At 51.3% G+C, this 20,975-nt stretch carries 20 protein-coding genes; 10 read left to right on the plus strand and 10 right to left on the minus strand.

Annotated features, from left to right (window positions below; all coding sequences use genetic code 11):
• Nucleotides 1-165 precede the first annotated feature (165 nt).
• Nucleotides 166-414, plus strand: a complete 249-nt coding sequence (locus ACGG90_RS12425; RefSeq protein ID WP_390409861.1) for a helix-turn-helix domain-containing protein — start codon at nt 166-168, stop codon at nt 412-414.
• A gap of 98 nt (nt 415-512) precedes the next feature.
• Here the strand turns inward: ACGG90_RS12425 and ACGG90_RS12430 are convergent, their stop codons facing one another.
• Nucleotides 513-1,727 (minus strand): MFS transporter, encoded by a 1,215-nt coding sequence (locus tag ACGG90_RS12430; RefSeq protein WP_390409863.1) that lies wholly within the window; start codon nt 1,725-1,727, stop codon nt 513-515.
• Between the two features lie 99 nt (nt 1,728-1,826).
• Nucleotides 1,827-2,972, minus strand: coding sequence for an aminotransferase class I/II-fold pyridoxal phosphate-dependent enzyme (locus ACGG90_RS12435; protein ID WP_390409865.1), 1,146 nt, complete (start codon nt 2,970-2,972; stop codon nt 1,827-1,829).
• A gap of 154 nt (nt 2,973-3,126) precedes the next feature.
• Between ACGG90_RS12435 and ACGG90_RS12440 the strand changes: the two genes are divergently transcribed.
• Nucleotides 3,127-3,357 (plus strand): heavy-metal-associated domain-containing protein, encoded by a 231-nt coding sequence (locus ACGG90_RS12440; RefSeq protein WP_390409867.1) that lies wholly within the window; start codon nt 3,127-3,129, stop codon nt 3,355-3,357.
• Nucleotides 3,358-3,371: 14 nt separating this feature from the next.
• Nucleotides 3,372-3,920, plus strand: coding sequence for a ferritin-like domain-containing protein (locus ACGG90_RS12445; RefSeq protein WP_390409869.1), 549 nt, complete (start codon nt 3,372-3,374; stop codon nt 3,918-3,920).
• Nucleotides 3,921-3,973: 53 nt separating this feature from the next.
• Here the strand turns inward: ACGG90_RS12445 and ACGG90_RS12450 are convergent, their stop codons facing one another.
• The 5 genes from ACGG90_RS12450 to ACGG90_RS12470 form a co-directional block, all read right to left on the minus strand.
• Nucleotides 3,974-4,582, minus strand: coding sequence for a TetR/AcrR family transcriptional regulator (locus ACGG90_RS12450; protein WP_390409870.1), 609 nt, complete (start codon nt 4,580-4,582; stop codon nt 3,974-3,976).
• Between the two features lie 20 nt (nt 4,583-4,602).
• Complete coding sequence (locus ACGG90_RS12455) at nt 4,603-5,040, minus strand: universal stress protein (RefSeq protein WP_390409872.1); 438 nt, start codon at nt 5,038-5,040, stop codon at nt 4,603-4,605.
• Nucleotides 5,040-5,189 (minus strand): hypothetical protein, encoded by a 150-nt coding sequence (locus ACGG90_RS12460; protein ID WP_390409874.1) that lies wholly within the window; start codon nt 5,187-5,189, stop codon nt 5,040-5,042. Before ACGG90_RS12460 ends, ACGG90_RS12455 begins: the two co-directional genes overlap by 1 nt.
• Nucleotides 5,186-6,799 (minus strand): Nramp family divalent metal transporter, encoded by a 1,614-nt coding sequence (locus ACGG90_RS12465; protein ID WP_390409876.1) that lies wholly within the window; start codon nt 6,797-6,799, stop codon nt 5,186-5,188. The genes ACGG90_RS12460 and ACGG90_RS12465 overlap by 4 nt, the downstream gene beginning before the upstream one ends.
• Nucleotides 6,800-7,007: 208 nt before the next feature.
• Entirely contained in the window at nt 7,008-7,475 is a 468-nt protein-coding gene (locus ACGG90_RS12470; protein WP_390409877.1) for an NUDIX hydrolase, read from the minus strand.
• 123 nt (nt 7,476-7,598) lie between these two features.
• Here ACGG90_RS12470 and ACGG90_RS12475 point away from each other — a divergent pair, with 123 nt between their 5' ends.
• Both ACGG90_RS12475 and ACGG90_RS12480 read left to right on the plus strand, forming a co-directional pair.
• The gene (locus tag ACGG90_RS12475; RefSeq protein WP_390409879.1) at nt 7,599-8,588 is read left to right on the plus strand and encodes a LacI family DNA-binding transcriptional regulator; all 990 of its coding nucleotides are present in this window, start codon (nt 7,599-7,601) and stop codon (nt 8,586-8,588) included.
• 1,172 nt (nt 8,589-9,760) lie between these two features.
• Nucleotides 9,761-10,714 carry a sugar kinase gene (locus tag ACGG90_RS12480; RefSeq protein ID WP_390409880.1) on the plus strand — a complete coding sequence of 318 codons (954 nt, stop codon included), beginning with the start codon at nt 9,761-9,763 and terminating at the stop codon, nt 10,712-10,714.
• 281 nt (nt 10,715-10,995) lie between these two features.
• Here ACGG90_RS12480 and ACGG90_RS12485 read toward each other — a convergent pair whose 3' ends face one another.
• Nucleotides 10,996-11,640 carry a bifunctional 4-hydroxy-2-oxoglutarate aldolase/2-dehydro-3-deoxy-phosphogluconate aldolase gene (locus tag ACGG90_RS12485; RefSeq protein WP_390409882.1) on the minus strand — a complete coding sequence of 215 codons (645 nt, stop codon included), beginning with the start codon at nt 11,638-11,640 and terminating at the stop codon, nt 10,996-10,998.
• 150 nt (nt 11,641-11,790) lie between these two features.
• Between ACGG90_RS12485 and ACGG90_RS12490 the strand changes: the two genes are divergently transcribed.
• Entirely contained in the window at nt 11,791-12,810 is a 1,020-nt protein-coding gene (locus tag ACGG90_RS12490; protein WP_390409884.1) for a PfkB family carbohydrate kinase, read from the plus strand.
• A gap of 51 nt (nt 12,811-12,861) precedes the next feature.
• On the opposite strand, the gene ACGG90_RS12495 is transcribed toward ACGG90_RS12490, so the two are convergent.
• Nucleotides 12,862-13,425 (minus strand): cadmium resistance transporter, encoded by a 564-nt coding sequence (locus ACGG90_RS12495; RefSeq protein WP_390409886.1) that lies wholly within the window; start codon nt 13,423-13,425, stop codon nt 12,862-12,864.
• Between the two features lie 287 nt (nt 13,426-13,712).
• On the opposite strand from ACGG90_RS12495, the gene kduD reads away from it, so the two are divergent.
• Both kduD and ACGG90_RS12505 read left to right on the plus strand, forming a co-directional pair.
• Nucleotides 13,713-14,534: a 2-dehydro-3-deoxy-D-gluconate 5-dehydrogenase KduD gene (gene kduD / locus ACGG90_RS12500; protein WP_390409887.1), complete on the plus strand. Its 822-nt coding sequence runs from the start codon at nt 13,713-13,715 to the stop codon at nt 14,532-14,534.
• A 570-nt stretch (nt 14,535-15,104) separates the two neighbouring features.
• Entirely contained in the window at nt 15,105-15,857 is a 753-nt protein-coding gene (locus ACGG90_RS12505) for an IclR family transcriptional regulator (protein WP_390409889.1), read from the plus strand.
• Between the two features lie 165 nt (nt 15,858-16,022).
• Here ACGG90_RS12505 and ACGG90_RS12510 read toward each other — a convergent pair whose 3' ends face one another.
• Nucleotides 16,023-16,730, minus strand: a complete 708-nt coding sequence (locus tag ACGG90_RS12510) for a glucosamine-6-phosphate deaminase (RefSeq protein ID WP_390409890.1) — start codon at nt 16,728-16,730, stop codon at nt 16,023-16,025.
• Nucleotides 16,731-17,091: 361 nt separating this feature from the next.
• Here ACGG90_RS12510 and ACGG90_RS12515 point away from each other — a divergent pair, with 361 nt between their 5' ends.
• Both ACGG90_RS12515 and ACGG90_RS12520 read left to right on the plus strand, forming a co-directional pair.
• Nucleotides 17,092-18,900: a PTS mannitol transporter subunit IICBA gene (locus ACGG90_RS12515; protein ID WP_390409892.1), complete on the plus strand. Its 1,809-nt coding sequence runs from the start codon at nt 17,092-17,094 to the stop codon at nt 18,898-18,900.
• Between the two features lie 21 nt (nt 18,901-18,921).
• The gene (locus ACGG90_RS12520; RefSeq protein ID WP_390409894.1) at nt 18,922-20,973 is read left to right on the plus strand and encodes a BglG family transcription antiterminator; all 2,052 of its coding nucleotides are present in this window, start codon (nt 18,922-18,924) and stop codon (nt 20,971-20,973) included.
• The last annotated feature ends 2 nt before the right edge of the window (nt 20,974-20,975 follow it).

Here is a 20,975-nt window from a genome sequence, read left to right on the forward strand (position 1 = left end):
TGCATCAAGACGATACCTCTTTCATTAATTGTGTAGGAACTTTAATGATAACAGGTCGTATCGACTTGGTGTTTTTTATTTTGTCTGAGTGCTAACGATAGTGGCTAACTTGATTGTAAAACGCGGGACATTTAAATAACAGTATTTTTTCAATATACGTTGGAGATGTTGATATTGCGGCACGGGGGATTAATTAAAAAACTTCGCATCGAACGAAATTTGACGCAAGAACAATTGTCGGCAGGCATTACAAGCCGAAATTCACTTGCCGCATCTGAACGTGGTGGATCAAGCATTACCTTTGATAACCTGGTACTGATCCAAGTGGCTTTAACCAAAAAATGTACGACTGGAACCAGATATAATTCCTACAATTGTGTTGCACAAAGTAACGCAAACGGCTATGCCCCGTGATTCAAGATGAATCGTGGGGTATAGCCGCTTGCGTTATAGGCTAAAATCGCGCTGCGTCTCAGCCTTGTGGTGCTTTCTGATTGAGCAGCGCATCGTCGTCAGACGCGCTTTAACAACTGTGGTTCGGCAAAGCGCAACACCAATAAGTTGATCAACAATAATGACGCGGTGGAGATAAACACCACATTGTAGTCGAATACCCCGGCAATGGCACCGCCTAACAATGCACCGAGCATGTTGCCTAGGGCTTGGAAAGACTGGTTCCAGCTGAACACCGCGCTGGTGATGCTGGAAGGCGTGTTCTTGGTCAACAAGGTTTGGATCGTCGGGAACAAGCCGGCGTCAGACACGCCGACAAACAGGCGCAAGATGCCTAAGCCGACGATGCTGCCGATGAAGCCTTGCGGGAAGTACACCACCACCGCGAACAGGTAACAGCCGATCAGCACGCGGCCGCTGCCGTGTTTGTCGCCATAACGGCCTAAGCGCGGCGCCGCTAAGATATTTGAGATCCCAGGCAAAGCGGCGATGATGCCGGCGACGACGGTGACTCCGCCGGCGCCATGCATCAATTCTTTGATGTATAAGGCGATGATCGGGGAGATGGACGCATTGCCGGTTTGCACGATCATGGTCGATACTAACAAGATTACGATCAGCTTCGGATCGGCGACTTGCGCCAATAAACCGTGCCTGGCTTCGCCGGGTTTGCGCACCACCGGGGTGAAGGATTCAGTGACCAGAAAGGCCGACATCAAGCACACCACGACCAGCAAGCCGGCGGTGATGAAGAAGGTGTTGCGAATAGAGAAGATCTGCGCCAAGATCCCGCCGATGATCGGGCCAAACAGCGTCCCAGAAACAGAGCCGGTGACTAAGGTGCCCAAAGCGACGCCGGCATTTTTTTTAGGCGTTTGGGAAGCAACTAAGGCTTGGGCGTTAGGGATGTAGCCGGAGAAGAAGCCTTGGAAGAAGCGGCAGGCAAACAGCGCCCAGACATTGGTGCATAAGCCCATCAACACCATTGACACGGCAATGCCGAGGCTGGCTCGGATCAGCATCACTTTGCGCCCGGTGCGGTCGGCCAAGTTGCCCCATAGCGGCGAAACAATGGCGGTGATCAGAAACGTCACCGCGTAAATCGCCCCAGACCAGAATGTCAGCTGTTGTTTGGAGAAATCGCCCATTTGACTGACATAAAGCGACAGAAACGGCATGATCTCACTGAAGGCGATGCCGGCCACGAATGTACAAAACCACAAGACATACAAGTTCTTGCGCCACGGGCCGCTTTCGCGCTGTGCTTCATCCAATGTATATGACCTCCCTTGCAATAAAAGGCGACGCAAGGCCGCAGCCTCACATCGCACTCGTAATTGATAAATTAAGTATGCGCCAATGACTCAGGCAATTCAATGTGTGGCGCAATAGTGGCCCAGCCGCGCCACTGCTTCATGCAAATCGGCGAGACTGGCGGCGTAGCTTAAGCGCACGTAACCTTGCGCACCAAAAGCCGTACCGGGAATGATCGCCAAGTGATCGGCATGCGCCAAGTCGGTGCAGAATTGCTCAGCATCTTTGGCAAACCGCTTTGGCAGCTTGGCAAATAAGTAGAAGGCGCCTTGCGGATCAACGGCGTCAAAGCCTAACTTGGTGAGCTCGCCTAGCAAGTAATCGCGGCGCTGCTGGTAAACGTCACGCATTCTGGCCCCATCATCTGCTCCGTTCACCAGTGCTTCGATACCGGCGCGCTGGGCGATGGTGGTGGCAGCGGTGACGGTGTATTGGTGGATCTTCTTCAGCGCTTGGGTGATCGCTTTAGGCGCCAGCAAGAAGCCGATGCGCCAGCCGGTCATCGCATGCGACTTGGACAACCCGGAGATGATCACCGTATGATCTTTGGCAAAGCTGGCGATAGACACATGTGCTGCGCCATAGGTCAATTCTGCATAGATCTCATCGGCAACGATCATTAAGTCATGTGCCACACAAGTTTGCGCCAAGGCTTGCAGTTGCGCTTTGCGGTAAGTGATGCCGGTGGGGTTGTTAGGATAATTCAGAATGATCCCGGCGATGTGCTGGTCTGGATGCGCGGCGATGGCGGCATCGATCATCGCCGGTGTCAATTCGAAGGCATGCGCACTGGTGTCAATGATGATCGGGGTGATATGATTCAGCGTCATCAGCGGCACATAGCCGGGATATACCGGGGCCGGCACCAACACCGCGTCGCCTGGCGCAAACAAACCTTGAATGGCGATAGCGATGGCTTCAGTGGCGCCGACAGTCACCAAGATCTCATCGGCTGGGTCATAGTCGACGCCGTATTTGGCGTGCCAAGTATCAGCGACGGCTTGGCGCAAGGCCGGATCGCCGGCGTTAGGCGTGTAATGCGAATAATCTTCGTTGATGGCGGCAATGGCGGCATCTTTAATGTGCTGCGGGGTGGTGAAATCAGGTTCGCCTAGCGTCAGGCGCAGCATGTCAGGGATGCCGGCGACGGCGTCGTTGAAGCGGCGAATACCGGAAATGGCGATGTGATCAAGGCTTGGGTTCATGAGAATACTTCCTTTGTGATGAGATCGTTGTATCTAGTGTGGCGTTTTGGCCAGATTTTGTCAAAACAATCTGGCAAAACTTGATCTGCGTCAAGTTCTTAATGGCCCAGCGTCGATATACTGTATTTGTAAATAAGAGAAAGAGGTGCTTAACATGAGTGCAAAAATCACGATGCAATTAGATGAATTGACCTGCCCGTCTTGCTTGACCAAAATCGAAACAGCCGTTAAGAATCAGCCTGGTGTGGCCAATGTCAAAGTTTTGTTCAATGCCGCCAAGGTCAAGGCTGAATTCGATGACAGCCAAGTTTCTGCCGACACCCTGGAGAATGTGGTGACTAAGCTCGGTTATGAAGTCAAGTCGGCCAAAGTCAAAGCCTTATAATAGGAGGAACCCTCATGAACGAAGCAATCGAAGCCAAGTACCAAGCCGAAGTTAAACAAGCTGATCTTGATCACCACAAGCCTACTGCCGGGGCGATGACCGGCCATATCGTGGCGAATATGTGGTATCTGGATGTGAAATACCACCAGTTCCTCTGGTTTGCCAAAGGCCCGCAGAGCTTGGCGGTGCAGGCGCTGTATCGCGACTTGATCGCACAAAACCGCGCCCAGCTTGACGAATTAGGCGCCGTGCTGCTGGATGAAAACCAGCTGCCGCCATCTACCGTCGACGAATACACCCGCTATACTAAGATCGAAGAAGACGGCCGCTTGAAGTACACCGATGCCGCTGAGATGGTCGATACCACTGCACATGATCTGACTTTTGCCAATATGTTTATCGACCGCGCCATCAAACTGGCCCAGCGCGAAGCGCGTCCAGCCATGGCGGCGTATCTCACCAAGCTGCGCGGCGAAAACAACCGCAACATCCGGCAGCTGCAGGCATTCTTAGGCAAGACCGCCTGGGAAGACTTGGTTGAAGAAGACGATGATGAAGATTAATTAAACACAAACGCGCCAGCATCCCTAATCGGGTGCTGGCGCATTTGTGATGTTTAGGCAGTAACCTTCGTCAAGAGAAAATGCAGCTGTGCGTGCAACTGATCGCTGACAGCGGCAGTCAACTCCCGCTGATCATTGATCAACAAGGCTGAGTACAGCGTCGCTTGGAAAACCGCAAAGATGGTGGTGGCGAGCTGCTTGCTGTCGGCAGGGTCTAATTTGAGCCATGCCAGTTGATTCAAAGCAGTCATCAGCCGCTTGCGCCCTTGTGTCATCACTTTAGGCAGCCAGTCTGCGGCGGCTTGTGAAAGCCGCGGCCGTTCGCGGATGGTAATGACAAAAACTTGATAGCCTTCAGGACTGGTCAGCAAGTCCCACAGTTGTTGCATGATTGCCACCAAGCGTGCTTCCAGCGCAGGCAAATCGGCGACGCCAGCCAGCGATAAGTCGATGGCGGCACGGTGGGCGGTGACGCCTTGGGCCACGATGGTGTCGAGCAATTGTTGTTTGCCTTGAGGAAAATAGTAGTAAAGCAGGCCATCGGCGATGCCGACGGTTTGGTTTAATTGGCGCGTTGTGGTGCTGGCGAAGCCGTGTTCAGCGAAAAGCTGTTGGGCAGTCGTCAAGATCTGCGCGCGTCGTTGACCGTGATTGATCATCATGAAAGCCTCCCTGCATGACCTTACTCGCGAATGACCAGCACCGATATGGGGGCGTGTTTGGCCATGTAAGAAGCTTGGCTGCCAAAATGTTTGGCGAGGCCTTGCTTGGCTTGGGCGCCGATGATGAGCAGATCCGGCTGATATTGCGGGATCAACGTTTTGACAATGGTTTCGCCTGGATCACCTTCGCCGATAACGGCCCGTACATCATGGATCCCGGCTTGTTGTGCCAGCTGTTGATAAGCGTGGATGTGATTCTCCAATTCTGCGGCTTCGCCATGCACATAGTCTTTGTCCAAGGCCTGATAAACGTTATAATCATCGGATTCCAAGATGGTGGTGATGATCAGCGCTGCGTTGTCAGTTTTGGCGCGATGGATCGCGTAGCGGAAAGCAGCCAGTGCGTCAGCGGAGCTATCGACCCCAACGAGGATCTTCTTAAAATCTTGAGCAGCCATTAGTCGCACCTCCCTTGATCGAGGTCATGCGCAGCAGCAAAGGCCCCAGTGATAAGCGGCAGGCCGCTTTGGTCGTGATACAAGGCGGCGCCAAGTTTGGCCAGTGCGTCAGCGAGTTGATTAAATGTTTGGTCAAAGTAGGCGCTCATTTGCTTTGACCCCCTTCATAACTTGGGATCGCGCGGGTCTCACCATTGGTTTCTTGCAGCTCACGCAGCCGCTTGTCGCCGCGATACAAATCCCAAGTGCACCATGCCAGCAAGGCGAGCACTAAGACGATCGAAATGTAAGCTGCGATGTGGGCCATATTGATTTCGCTGGCAGAAGCGTGATCGCCTAAGAAGCCGGCGAAGGAATCTGGCAATCCGATCAAGTTCAGGTAGGTCAAGCCAATGACGGAGATCCAGCCACAGATCTTAACCCAAAGGACGTTCTTGAACCGTTCGCTCATTTCCGCCTTAGAGTCAGTCATCATGAGCAGCGGCAACATCGAAAACGGCAAGGCAAAGGCCAAGAAAACCTGCGAATTATTCATCAGATTGTTCAAGGCGGTGTGTTGGTCAATGACGCTTAAGTGTGAGGTGGTGCCCACGCAGATCAACACAGGGATGACAGAAAGCAGCCGGGTGACTAAGCGCCGCGCCCACAGCGGCATGCGCATATGGACGAAGCCTTCCATGATGACTTGACCGGTTAAAGTCCCGGTGATGGTGGAGTTCTGACCACTGGCCAGCAAGGCGACCCCGAACAAGACTGATAAGACGCCGGATTTGGCCACGGAAATCAAGAGGCCGTTGGAAAGCATGGAAGTGTTGGACAAGGCCTCATACAAGCCGAAGAAAGACGGATCCTTCACGGCGCCGGACTTGAACACTGCAACCCCCATGATCAACAGCAAGGAGTTGACAACAAACGCCAGTGACAACTGGATGTTGGAGTCCCATGCGGAGAAGCGGACGGATTGGGCGACTTCTTCTTCATCATCGTGATTGATCTTGCGAGTTTGTGAAATTGCAGAATGCAGATACAGGTTATGCGGCATCACGGTGGCACCGATGATCCCTAAGGCCCCAGACAATGGATTCATCCCCGCCACGTCGGGATGGGATGCGATTGTGGCAGCGCTTGGGATCAGGCCTTTGATCACGCCGCCCCAATCAGGATCGGATAAGGCGACTTGATAGGCGAAAACCAACAAGATCACCAGGATCAAGCAAACCACAAGGGCTTCAATTTTGCGGAAACCGATTTTGGTTAACAGTAATAATAGCAAAACGTCAAAAACCGTGATGAAAACGGCGATGACCAAGGGAATATGGAATAGCAGGTATAACGCGATCGCCGCGCCAATCACTTCCGCAATATCAGTTGCCATGATGGCAAATTCAGTCATGAGCCAGAGAATGATGCCTAGGGTCTTGCTCGTCCGGGCGCGAATCGCCTGAGCGAGGTCCATTTGGGTAACAATGCCCAGTTTAGCCGCCATGTACTGCAGGAGCATGGCGATTAAACTGGAAATCAAGATGATAGACATCAATAAGTATTGGAAGTTCTGCCCGCCGGTGATCGAAGTCGACCAGTTGCCCGGATCCATGTAACCGACGGCGACTAACGCACCTGGGCCTGAGTAGGCGAATAAGGTTCGCCAGAAGCCTTTGCCTTTTGGCACCTCGACTGTGCCGTTGATTTCTTCCAGCGATGGGCCGTTCGCATATTCAATGAGCTTATGCTTTTTTTGCGCATTGTTTCGATCTTTCAATTTGAACAATCTCCTTTCTGAAATCACTTTTAGTTTAACCGAAATTATTCATAAGTAAACCCTATTTTAGTGATTCCTAAAAATAATTTCTCTGCTTTAATGCCTATAAACAGGCATTAATAACAAAAAACGTGAAATCTTAATTACAGATTTCACGTCTCCTAATACGTTTATTCAAGTTTGAACGAACGCTCAATATATGGCACAGCTAACTTATGGTAACTTCCGGTATCGTGGCAGCGTAGGCCAACATTTCCGCGTTCTGTTGATTCAACAATGGTGGCAGATCGTCAAACGGCCAGAATTTAAGGGCAAGTGTCTCATCGGTGGCTGACGTCAAGATCTTGCCGCCAACAGGCTTGACCAGATACAGCATGGCGATGGTTTGGGCGCGATCGCCGTTGGGGTAAACCGTTTCGCCTTTATCAAACAGCTTCAATGGCCGCACGATTTCCACATCTAAGCCGCTATCTTCCTTGTATTCGCGGATGATGGCTTCGGCAAACGTTTCCCCGTATTCAAGGTAGCCGCCTGGCAGGCTCCAGTTGTGCGTGTCTGTGCGCAGGTTCAACAGAACTTCTTGCTGGTCATTGAGTAAGACCCCGCCGGCGCAGTTTAAGATGATCGGCGTGTGGCCGACCAAGCCGCGGATCATCTTGATATATCCATAAGTCATGGGCTCACATCCTTCCTTTCATACTGTACGTGACCCGCCGATCAGACACAAGGGTATCGGTTTCATAACTCACGATAAAAAGAGTACAATAGAACCATCATCTATCCGAAATGAGGTCCGCAAATGGCAAAATATACGATCAACGATGTCGCGAAAGAGGCAGGCGTTTCCAAGGCAACCGTTTCCCGATACCTCAATGGGCGCTTTGAGCGCATGTCCTTGGCGACGCGCCGCAAGATCAAAGGCGTGATCGCCGAACTCGGCTATGTGCCTAACTACAACGCCAGTGCGTTAAAGTCCAAGCGTTCACACCAAATCGGCGTGGTCGTGGGCGATGTTTCTAATGTTTATTCCACCTTCTTGATCAAAGGAATCTCTGGCATTACCCGTACGCGCCAAGATCAGATCTTGATCGCAGATGGCGGTGAAGATACCACCCAAGAAGCCACGGCATTGAAGAATTTGATTTCGCAAAATGTTGACGGCATCGTGCTGCAACCGGCGCAACCGGATGCGTCGGCATACGAATTCCTCAAAGATTCCGGCATTCCAGTGGTGCTGGTGGACCGTTTGACCCGGCCGCTGTTGTTTCCGTGCGTCACGTCAAACGACACAGCATCAGGCAAAGTGTTGGCTCAAGCCGTGTTGGAGAAAGGTTACCAAAGTGTGTTGGTGATTTCCAACCCGGTTGATCAAGCGACGGTGCGTTATGAACGCTACCGGGCTTTTGCGGCGATTTGCAAGAACGCCAACATTCCGATCACCTTGTTAGAAGTGGAAGACCATGAAGACGTGTCCGGCATCGCTGATTGGCATGATGGCGTCGGCGTGCGCAAGTCGGTGATTTTTGCGGCTAATGGTAATTTGTTGATGGCCAGTTTGCGCTGGCTGCAAGCCAACCACGTGGCTGTGCCGGATTCAGTAGGATTGTGCGGCTACGATGACTGGAACTGGGGTGAGTTAGCCAACCCGCCGTTGTCGGTGGTGAATCAGAATCCAGAAAAAATCGGCCGCGAAGTCGCGATGCGTTTGGAGAAGCTGATCGAAGGCAAAGAAGTCCCAATCAGCCGCACCGAGATCCCAGCTGAAGTACACGTTAGAGCGTCGCTATAAACCAGAGCGGAGCAAAGCGGTTTTAGCGATGTGTATAAGACGGGATGACGCAAAGGCGTTCTTTGCCTTGGCGGCGTCACGGCTTATACACAATCGCGTTGCTTTGCGGCGCGCGGCAAGCGTCGGCGCAGGCTGTGCGGCCGGCTTCAACCACGCAAAGTGCGCGTGTTTTACGCCTAAGAATTTAGCCGTGCGTTCGCTTTGCTCACGTGCACGTCTAAATTCTTGCCGCGATCAGCGACGCGAGCCAAGCACAAACCGCTTGTCTCACGACGCTGATCGTTTCACGGCCTGACCGACGCTTGCCGCGCGCCTCCGCAACGCCTGTCCTCCTGTATTGGAATCAGGATATTGAGCAGCCTGGTCAACGGAAGTCGACACAGCGCAATTGCAGGTTGGTTCCGATTCAGCAAAGCATGGGCAAATATCACGCAATGCTAAGTTAGAGGATTGGTATCAAGTCACTGTACAAGGGTGTTATCAGAGTTCCGTCTGTTTGATAACAGCTTGCTGGTTATTAGTCGCTCTATTAATCGTGCCGTGCCTGCAAATGGTGAGGCGAACACACGTCACTAAAAAAGCTCACTAGCCGGGAATGCCGGGTTAGTGGGCTTTTGTAAACTGGACTACTTGTGTAAGGTCGCAACCTTGTCTTTCGACTGTCGGCGTTGATTGATGGCAAGTCGATACATGCCGTTTGCAACGACAAATATCGACGTTAAGACGAACGTCATGGCGGAACGCTTCGTGCTGAAAATCAGGCATAACATGATGGAAACGTTGCAAAGAAGTATTACTATCAGATAACCCCAAGGACTTTTCATGGCCATGCGCCTCCTTGCCGCAAGTATACCACCCCCCAATCAGAAGTCGATTGATATGTAAAACAATATGGCCGCGACCAGTGATTTGGCGGGAACATGCGCGCACGAGGCGGTTTTTGCTAAAATTTGTTGCAGAGGTTGCTTGCCGACAAGCGGTTTATTATTGACAATTTTTCGTCATCGGCTTATAGTTAAATTGTTGAGGAAACCGATTTCCCGAAACGGATTCGGTATTAAAAATCTTCTCGACCATTTCACACATGCACAACACGTGTCCCGGCTTTCCGTAGGGTCGGGATGTTTTTAAGACAATTAATGTAATCGGTTGCAATGAAAGGATGGATGATGATGAGTGAATTATTGACGATCGGTGAACCGATCACCTTGTTTGCTTCAACGGACCTCGATGCGAGCTTGACCGACGCTGAGCACTTCCGCAAGTACTTGGCCGGGGCCGAAGTCAATGTGTCAGTGGGGACAGCGCGCTTAGGCCATAGTGTCGAATACATTTCGCAAGTTGGCCAAGATGCGTTTGGTGATTTTATTCGCCAGCAGTTACAACAAAACCACGTGGGCACCACTTATCTGGCTTCTACTCCAGAACATTGGACTGGGTTGCAGTTTAAGAATCAAGTCAGCCATGGCGATCCGGATACCGCCTACTTTCGGCGCGGGTCGGCGGCGGCGCATCTTAATCCTGCGGGCTTGGACCAAATCAATTTTGACGGCGTGAAGTGGGCGCATATCACCGGCATTTTCCCGGCGATTTCGTACAAGGCGTTGGCGGCGGTGCAACAGTTCATGTTCTTGCTGCATGAACACCAAATCGAATTCACCTTCGATCCCAACATCCGCAAGTCCTTGTGGGCCAACGAAAGTACCATGGTGTCGACTTTGAATATGTTAGCCCGCGAAGCGACGATCGTTTTGCCAGGGATTGGCGAAGGCGAGCAGCTGGTTGGCACACGCGATCCGGAGAAGATCGCTGACTTCTACTTGAATCAAGGCAAGTACACCAAAGCAGTTGTCGTCAAGGTCGGCCCTAAAGGCGCGTTCGTGAAGACCCGCGATGGGCAAACGTTTACCGTGCCCGGCTTCAAAGCTGCCAAAGTCGTCGATACTGTCGGTGCCGGAGATGGGTTTGCTTTAGGGTTGATCACTGGTTTGTTGGAAGACTTGCCGCTGGCCAAAGCCGTGCAGCGGGCCAATGCCGTGGGCGCCATTGCCGTGCAACATCCTGGCGATAACGACGGCTATCCGACGCAAGATGAATTGAAGGCATTTATTGCTGAGAACGCTTGATCAAAATTAAAGGTGCTGCTGGATTTCAACCGCAGTTGGTTGAGGTGCAGCAGCACTTTTTCACTTGGCAATCAGGAAATCTTTGCATATTTTTGTACGTCGATGCAATGATGAATCCGTTGAGACGGTTATTGATTATTGGGCATGGTACATGCGACTTAAACAAAACCTCGCTGCAACCACTCAAGCTGCAAGTGGCTGGTCGACATTGAAAAATTTGACGACATGCAAAAAGCGGCGCCTTCGCAATGAAGGCGCCGCTTTCTTTGAGTCAATGAGCATTAACCGCGGATACGGTCGAGTTCTTTCTTGTAAGCCTTGGCAGTTTCGGTCACACCAGCGTAGTCGCCAGTCTTGGCCTTGGCAGTCAAGTTGGAGCCGGCGCCAACTAAGGAGACGCCTGCAGCAAACCATTCGGCCATGTTGTCCAAGGACACGCCGCCAGTTGGCATGATGGACAGTTGTGGGAACGGTGCCTTGACGGCTTTGACCATGCCTGGGTGCATTGCTGAACCTGGGAACAGCTTGATCAAATCGCAACCGGTTTCCAAAGCGCGTTGGATTTCGGTTGGGGTCATGCAGCCAGGGGTGTAAGGGATGCTGTACAAGTTACAGATCGTAGCAACTTCCTTGTTGAAAGATGGGCTAACGATGAATTCTGCACCGGCCATGATTGCCAAACGGGCAGTCACAGGGTCCAATACGGTGCCGGCCCCGATGATGACAGCCTTGTCATCAGCATATTTCTTGGTCAATTCAGCGATCACTTTGTCGGCTTGCGGCACGGTGAAAGTTAATTCGATAGCGGTAACGCCACCGGCGATGACAGCATCACTTTGCTTCAAGGCCCCTTCAGGGTTGTTATCGCGGACAACGGCGACGACGCCGGCTTTTTGTAACCGCAACAAGTTCTCTACTTTTTGCATGTGTACGCTCCTTCATGTATGTCTACAGATTCTTACAGCATTCATTATACACTTTTTTATTAAAAGGGAAACCGTTTACCGAAAAATATGTTAGAATAAGCTGAATGCAAAAACAACGCTTACGCGAAAATACGAAAAGGAGACATATCCATGACTAAAGTTCTGACTGTTGGGGAAATGATGTTGCGGCTCAAGCCTCAAGATCACCAACGCATCTTACAAGCAAACACCTTCGAGGCCAATTATGGCGGCTCTGAAGCCAACGTCGCCGTGTCCTTATCGTTATTTGGCGATGATGCGCAATATTTAAGCAAAGTCCCAGACAACGCTTTGGGCCAAATGGCCACTGGTACGCTGCGCCAATATGGTGTCGACACCAGCAAGGTGATGGTCGGCGGCCCGCGGTTGGGCATTTACTTCTTTGAGAAAGGTGCTTCGATTCGCAGCACCAACGTGGTTTACGATCGCGCCGGCAGTTCTTTTGCCACGATCAAGAAGAGCGAATTCGACTGGGCTAAGTTATTAGACGGGGTGGATTATTTCTACTTCTCAGGCGTGACCCCAGCGTTAAACGACGAAATCGCCGATGCTTTGATCGAAGCCGTTAAGTACGCCCACGCGCATGGCATTAAGGTTTGCTTCGATGCCAACTATCGCGGCAAGATGTGGACCCCTGAGAAGGCCCAAAGCGTGGTCAGCCAAATCATGCCTTACGTGGACATTTTCTTAGCTAACGATGAAGACTACGAAGCATCGCTGGGTATGGCCGCTTTTGACGGCGATATGAGCCGCGGCATCGATCAGTTGGATTCCTTCAAAGCCACCATGCAAAAAGTTGCCGAGAAGTATCCAAACATCCACACCATCGCCAGTGTCGTGCGCAACATCCACTCGGTTGAAAACCACAAGTGCACTGCCTTGTTATGGCAAGATGGCAAGATCTATCAAGGCCCAGTGTATGATATGCACGTGTTTGAAGGGGTCGCTTCCGGCGATGCTTTCGGCGCCGGCTTGGTTCATGGCTTGATCCATGGCTACGATCCACAAGCTTTGATCAATTTCGCCGACACAGCCAGTGCTTTGAAGCTGACAGTCAGCGGGGACTTGAACATCGTGACTGAAAAAGACGTCTTAGGCACCATGCAATCTGCCGGCGGCGTTAACCGTTAATTTAAACACAACAACGAAGGACCTGCGAATTTTCGCAGGTCCTTCGTTGGCTCACAGCCAGCTTAGCACGTGGCTGATCAAGCCGCTATCGAAGAAAACATACACCCCGATCAAGATGTAGCAGACTTTCATTAAGCGCTCGCCGAAGCGGTCCATCACTTTAGACACGACAGGGATGTCGGCAACCAAGTGGATCAAATACACCACGATCAGTGTCAAGACGCCGATAAACAGCAAGGTGATGCCGAAATGCGGCAGAGTTTCACCAGCCAGCACCGGCAAGAAGATCGACAAGTTGCACCCGGCACATACCGAAAGATACGTGACAAACACCGTCCATACCGGATTGCCATGGGTCGTGGTGGGGTCATCATCATCATCGTCGTGCAACGCCATATAAATTGGCAACACGCCTAGTACGCCTAACAGCCATTCTGGCAGAATCGTTGCCAACACCTTGCCCACGGCGAAACTCACCGTTAATAGGAACAATGTGCCTAGCAAGTAGCCCAGCATGACTTGGCGAAGGCGGAATTGTTTCAATAGAAATAAGAGCATGAAGAAGAAGTCGAGGTTGACGCTGAGAAACGTCAGCGCCAGTAACCAATAATTCACGATGTCCCACCTGCTTTCAATATTGGTTGATTATAAGGGACTGACAGCCAACGTCAAGCAAGGGATACCGATTTCTTCGACAGTGATCGCGCTTGGTCGTTGCTTTTACCAGCTGCTTGGGAAAACAATTTCCAAAAATTTCGCGAAAGCGGTTGATTAATTCCTTGGAAGGCGATATATTATATACGTAATTTACTTAGAGGAAATACAGTTTCCAATAAAGAAACGATTTTCGCTAGGCGATGATGTCACTCTGAGAATTTAACTCAAAAGGAGAGAATACTAATATGGTTCTTAATCAATCTGCAGAAGAAATCGCAGCAAACGAAGCCGCATTGGATCAATTTAAGATGGACTTCTTCAGTCTTAAAGGCAAGGTTGCCGTTATCACTGGTGGTAACACTGGCTTGGGCCAAGGCTATGCCGTTGCGATGGCTGAAGCTGGCGCCGACATTTACATCCCGACTTTTGGTAAAGATGAATGGGACAACACCCGTGAAATGATCGAAAAGCGCGGCCGTAAGGTTGAATTCGAAGATGTTGACTTGACTCAACCTGGGATCGCCGACAAGGTTATTGCTAACGCCATTGCTAAGTTTGGCCACATCGACATCTTGGTTAACAACGCCGGCATGATCAAACGCAACCCATTGCTTGAATCCAAGGATTCCGACTGGGATCGCGTCATCAACATCAACTTGAACGCCGTTTACCACATGTCCATGGCTGCTTCTAAGGAATTTGCTAAGCAAAAGTCCGGTAAGATCATCAACATCGGTTCCATGCTTTCCTTCCAAGGCGGCAAGTTCATTCCTTCTTACACTGCCTCCAAGCATGGTGTTGCCGGCTTGACTAAGGCCTTCGCTTCTGAAATGGGTGCTTACAACGTCCAAGTTAACGCGATTGCCCCAGGCTACATCAAGACTGCCAACACGGCACCTATCCGTGCTGACAAGGCTCGTAACAAGGAAATCCTCGACCGTATCCCTGCAGGTCACTGGGCAGAACCTTCTGAATTGATGGGTGTTGCCGTATTCTTAGCATCCAAGGCTGCTGACTATGTTTCCGGCCACATCCTTGCCGTTGACGGTGGCTACTTAGTTCGTTAATCGAACCCAGAGCGCAGCAAAGCGGGTTTAGCGGTGGAGATAAGGCGGGATGGCAGTTGGGCGGTTTTGGCCCAATTGACGTCACGACTTATCTCACGCCGCGTTAATTTGCGCAGCTCGACGAAAAAACCCAGAGCGCAGTGGCGCGCTTGAGTGGGTCGGGTAGCCTAGTAATCGTACTTGAGGCGCACTTTGCCTCGAGTACGATTACGTAGCTAACCGCATCCACGATGCGCCACGGAGCTCGACGAAGCACCCCAGAGCGGAGCAGCCCGCACTTAGCGATGTGTGTAAGACAGGATGACGTTTGGGCGGTTTATGCCCAAGCGGCGTCATGACTTACACGCAATCGCGTTGGGCTGCGCAGCTCGACGAAAAACCGCTTCACGCGGCTGGTCATACCTTTCCACAAAAGCAAATTTGAGCGTTTGCGACTCCCATGCCTCCCAAGGTATGGGAGTTTTTTTGGCAAGGGTGCATTTTTGCGGCTGGATGCATTGTGTGAAAGGGCATTCTAAGGTAAACTAGAAACAAGATTTCTATATCGTAAACGCGGAGGCGTCAGGAAAGATGGAAGACAAGTTGTATGGGACTGCCTTGATCAAAGGCAAGGCGATCTTGGACTATATTCTAGGGTGTGATCATGCGCCGACTTTGGCAGAGATCACGGCTGGAACCGATGCCTCCAAGCCGACCACGTTGAAGTTGTTGACGACTTTAGTGGCCTTACAGCTGGTGCGGCGCGAGCCTGAGACGAAGCGGTATTATCTTGGCACGCAAATGCTTAATTACGGCGAGAAAGCGGCGGATTCTTTTGACATCACCAGCGTGGCGCGGCCGCAACTCAGCCGCCTGCGGGATGTGACAGGGGAAACGGTTAACTTAGGCGTGGTTTCAGAAGGCCATATCGTGCTGATCGAGAAGCTGGAAAGCCCCAACTCCATCAAGTTGCGGTCGGTGATCGGCGGCACGATGCACCTGTATTGTTCGGCAATGGGCAAGGCGGTATTGGCTGAATATTCTGCGCCGCTGCTGGATAATTATTTCGCCCATCACGCCTTAGTCAAAGTCACCCCACATACGGTGACTTCGCAAGCCGCGTTAAAAGCCGACTTGCAGAATGTGGCAGCTACCGGCGTCGGAATCGACAATGAAGAAACCGAGCAAGATGTTTACTGCATTGGTGCGGTGTTGAAGCGCAAAGACAACATCATCGGTGCCTTTTCCGTTAGCACGCCGAAGTATCGCATCACGCCTAAGCGCCGGGATCAGTTTATTCAAGCGATCCATGAAACCCAAGCGGCGATCGAAGCCGAACTATAAACAAACATCCCTTGTGCAAGCTGATTGCACAAGGGATGTTTTGCGGTTGAGAAACGATAAATTATCAGTGATTTTCCGCTAGCACAGTTTGTGGCATATCAAGTCACTGTACTACACTAAAAGAAGCCGCCTCGGCATTAACCGAGACGGCTTCTTTTGAATGGATTACTTGCTGAGCTTGCTTGCAGCAGCCTTGTCGATGATCACAGTCACATCGGGATGGTTTTGCAAGACGGAAGCTGGCACGTGGTTAGTGACAGGGCCTTCGACCATCTTCTGGATGGCGTCGGCTTTGTCTTCACCAAAGGCCAACAGCAAGATCTTCTTGCTCTTCAGGATAGAAGCGATCCCCATGGAGTAAGCGAAGCGCGGTACGTCTTCTTCATGTTCGAAGAAGCGGGCGTTAGCGTCGATGGTGGATTGCGTTAATGGCACTTTGCGGGTTTCGGCATCAAACGGGGAACCTGGTTCGTTGAAGCCGATATGGCCGTTGCGGCCGATGCCCAGCACTTGAATATCGATCGGGTGGTCAGCGATTACTTTGTTGTAACGCTTAGTTTCTTCGTCTGGATCTGCAGCCAAACCATTTGGCACGAAAGTTTCTTTGAAAGGCTTCGCGTCGAACAGGTGGCTTTGCATGAAGTAACGGTAGCTTTGCTTGTTGTCTGGTGCCATGCCAACATACTCGTCTAAGTTCACGGAAGTCATGTTGGAGAAGTCAACGTCGCTGGCGACCATCGCCTTGTACATTTCTACAGGCGTGCTGCCAGTAGCCAACCCTAAGGTCTTAGCACCTTTATCCATACCTGCCTTGATGATTTCGAATGCGGCCTTGCCTGCTTCAACATCGTTATCAAATACTTTGACGTCCATTTGAAAATTCCTCCCTCTCTTGGTCTAGTCCAATATAACATCGGTCTAGGCCGATGTCAACACCTACACTTAATATATAGACGCGTTGACGCCAATAACACAAATTTTTCGCTGTGAAAGTTGTTCATCTTGAGCGCGACAAAGGGCCGAAGCATCAGGAGTGTCAAAAATGAATCCGGTTACATTTTTAGCTAATGAAAACAGTTTGAAAACGTGAATAGAACAGTTTTTCGATTTTGGCACACCGCTCTGTGCCAAAGCTGCTTTTGCAAGCACTACCAGCAACCGGTTACACTAATTTACGTAATCAAGAGCAAACACGAACCGAGCAAGACTCGGTTGGGGGAAAGGAGCGCTTGTCATGGATAAATCCGCAAGCAAACCTGCCAAGAAGGGCCTTAAAGCCGCAATGCAAAGCTTTGGGACCAAGCTTTCTGGCATGGTGCTACCAAACATCGGCGCCTTCATCGCTTGGGGTTTGATCACCGCCATCTTCTTAAAAGATGGTTGGCTGCCAAATGCCCAATTAGCGAAATTGATCGACCCGATGAAGACATATTTACTACCACTGCTCATCGCTTATTCCGGTGGGGCAGCGATCGCCAAGCATCGCGGCGGGGTCGTTGGGGCCATCGCCACGATGGGGGTCATCGTCGGTACCAACGTGCCAATGTTCATTGGGGCCATGATCATGGGCCCATTGGGGGGCTGGTGCATTAAGAAGTGGGACGACGCCGTTCAGCCGAAGATCAAACAAGGCTTTGAAATGCTCGTCAACAACTTCTCTGCCGGCATCATCGGCATGTTATTGGCCATCATTGGTTTCTTCTTAATGGGACCGATCATTTCCGCGTTCACCACGATTATGGCTACCGGTGTTAACTGGATGATCAACCACAGCTTGTTGTGGTTGGCCAACATTTTCATCGAACCAGCCAAGATCTTGTTCTTAAACAACGCGATCAACCAAGGCATCTTGACCCCATTAGGGATTCAACAAGCCGCTGGGGCAGCTGGCAAGTCCATTCTGTTCTTGCTTGAACCAGATCCAGGTCCAGGGCTTGGCGTCTTGCTGGCCTTCGCCTTGTTTGGCAAAGGTGCGGCTAAGGGTTCTGCGCCAAGTGCCATCATCATTCACTTCTTTGGTGGGATCCATGAAATTTACTTCCCATATATCCTGATGAAGCCTGCTTTGTTCTTATCTGTTATCGCAGGCGGTGTCACGGGTACGACTTTATTCTCCATCTTAGGAGTTGGCTTGAAGAGTTCACCATCTCCTGGTTCCATCATTTCCTTATTACTGATGAGTCCGAAAGATCCAATGAACTATCTGGGCTTGATCATTGGGGTCACCGGCGCCACGATCGTTTCCTTCTTGATCTCTTCTGTGATCTTGAAGCGTGACAAGTCCATGGACGGTGACGGCTTAGAAGCTGCCGCAGATCAAATGGCTGCCATGAAGGCCGAAGCCAAAGGCCAACAAGCCGCTTCTGCTAAAGCCATCATGTCCGATGTCAAAGGTGTTGATCATATCATCTTCGCTTGCGATGCCGGCATGGGTTCTTCCGCTATGGGGGCTTCCATCTTACGTGACAAGGTGAAGAAGGCTGGCTTAGACCTGTCTGTCACCAACACCGCGATTTCTAATTTACAAGATCAACCAGGATTATTAGTTGTTACTCAAGAAGAATTAGCTGATCGGGCTTTGAAGCAAACGCCTAATGCGATGCACGTGGCGGTTACCAACTTCTTGAACAGTCCAAAGTATGACGAGATCATCGCCAGCTTGAAGACCGAAGCAGTTTCCGGCGGCAATGATGCGCCAGAAGAATCAGCGGCTGCCAAGACAGAAGCAGCACCTGAAGACACTAACGACAATCTTGATTTTGCCGCAGTTAAAGAAATTGTCTTCATGCATCACGATCAGAACGTCGGCTCTGCGACGATGGCACAAGCCACGTTCCGCAGCGAATTACACAAGCTGGGCAAAGACATCACGGTTGAGAACTTAACAGTCGGTGAAGTCAAGGATGACAAGAGCGTCATGGTCGTGGCTTCTAAAGAAACCGCTCGGCGCTTGAAGTTACAATTTGCAGCAGTTCAGATTTATGTGGTCGACGGTCTATTGAACGCGACGAATTATGATAAACTTATCTCGAAATTACAATAATTATAAAGAGAGATAACGATCATGATTCTTACCAATCGTGAACAACAAATCATCAAAACCATCCTGAGTCAGCCCGATGGGGTGAGCCGTGACGAGCTGACCAAACAGCTCAACGTGTCGCGGCGCACAATCTACCGTGAGCTTGCCCAATTAGAAGACGATATCCATCAATTACAACTGCGCTTAGACAAAAGTGCCCAAGGGGCGTATCGCATTATCGGAGAGGCTGGGGCGCTGGAACAATTGCGCGCCAGCCTTACCCCGGATGTGCCGGATATCGCTTTTGACCAAACGCAGCGCCAGAATGCCTTGCTGATCCGCTTGTTGATGTCAAGCGTGCCGCAAACCATGAGCAGTTTGGCTGATGAGTTAGTCGTCAGCGTGACGACCATCAAACAAGATCTCGACTTGATCACCCCGGCGTTGACCGCGTCGCATCTGGTGTTGAACCGCCAGAAAGCCACCGGTATTTGGGTGTCAGGCAAAGAGCGCGACATTCGCCGTGTGTTGGTGGGCATTTTCGCCAGTGCATTGAATCCGTATTTGTTCTTCAAAGCCTTACAAGACCGCGATGAAACGACTTTTGATCCGGTGTGGCGCTACTTCTATGACCAATTGCCGCAACATGAATTACAAGCGGCTAATGTGGTGTTCAAACGGACCACCAGTCTGGCCAACTTCTCTGACAATCAGCGCAAAACGCTGTTGTTGACCGTGACGGTGCATGCGATGCGGGTGTTAGCCGGTTATCATGTGCAGCCGTTGCGGGACTTCAATCAAGAACGCCTGTTTCAAGATCAACAATTAGCCTTACAGTTCTTTGCTGAGATGGATGCCGCTGTGCGGACGCAGGTGCGCGTCGGCGACTATCAATTCTTGGCGGTGCAGCTCAACGGGATCCGGGGGGGCCTGGTGGGCGAACGGGTCGACTTGTTCGACTTGACGGTAAACTTGCAGGTGCAATCTTTGATCCGCGCCGTCGAAGCGCAAGTCGATTATCCCTTCTCTGCGCAAGGGTCGCTGTATACGTCGCTGCTGGCGCATATCCAGCGCGCCACTGCCGGGACTGCGGCACCTGAATTGGCCAATCCAGTGTTGGATCACTTAGGGGCCGACTATCCCAAGCTTTATCAAGCGGTGAAGAATGCGGCGGATCAAGTTTTTGGGCAAGGCGCGTTTGTCGGCAACGAGCTGGCGTATCTGGTGTTGTATTTTGCCTCGAAGGTCAATGGCGGCGACGTTCAGTTGGCAGCGAAGGTCTTGTTGGTTACAACTGACGGGCCGGGCACCGGCAGGCTGGTGGCTGAGAAGCTCAAGCAAGCCTTGCCGATGATCCAAGATGTGTACACGGTGCGCATCGCTGATTTGCCGACGATCGACTTTGATAAATATGCCTTGATCTTGTCCACGGTGCAGCTGCCAGGGTTCGCTCACCAATACTTGGTGGTCAGCCCCTTGATGACACCGGCTGAACTCAATGCCGTGCGCCGCGCCTTGAAGCAGTCCCATCCGGCCAAAGCCGCGCGGGATACGCGGGCGCTTGATCAGTCGGTGACGACTTTTGAAGCACTGCACAGTATGGTTTCGGCGGCCAGCGCCTTGTTGAAAGGCTTTGATACCTATGCAGTGACGCCGGTAGACGCCACGATCCAAGAAGCGCTGAAAGCCATTCTGGCGGAGCTTCCGCAAGTGGTTAAAGACAAAACCGCGGTGTTGAGCGCCTTATTGAAACGCTTGGCGCTAGCGCCGGTGGGGATCCCAGATACGAGCTTGGCGCTGATCCATACCGCCAATGCCGGCGTCAGCCAACCGTTTATCGGGGTGTTTGACCTTGCTGAACCAGTTGAGCTGGCAGCCATGGACATGAAACAGATCCAATTACGCCGGGTGTTGTTATTGCTGACGCCGGCGGCAACGCCTAGCAGCGCTTTGCAGCTGCTATCGGCAGTCAGCGCCATGATGGTCCAAGATGAACAGTCATTGCGCAGCTTTGAATCCGGCAACTACAGCCAGATCTATCCATTGATCACAGACGCAATGCTTAAAGAAATCCAAAAAATCGATCGAAGGTGACG

Source organism: Lacticaseibacillus jixiensis, from assembly GCF_042847315.1.
GTDB lineage: Bacteria > Bacillota > Bacilli > Lactobacillales > Lactobacillaceae > Lacticaseibacillus > Lacticaseibacillus jixiensis.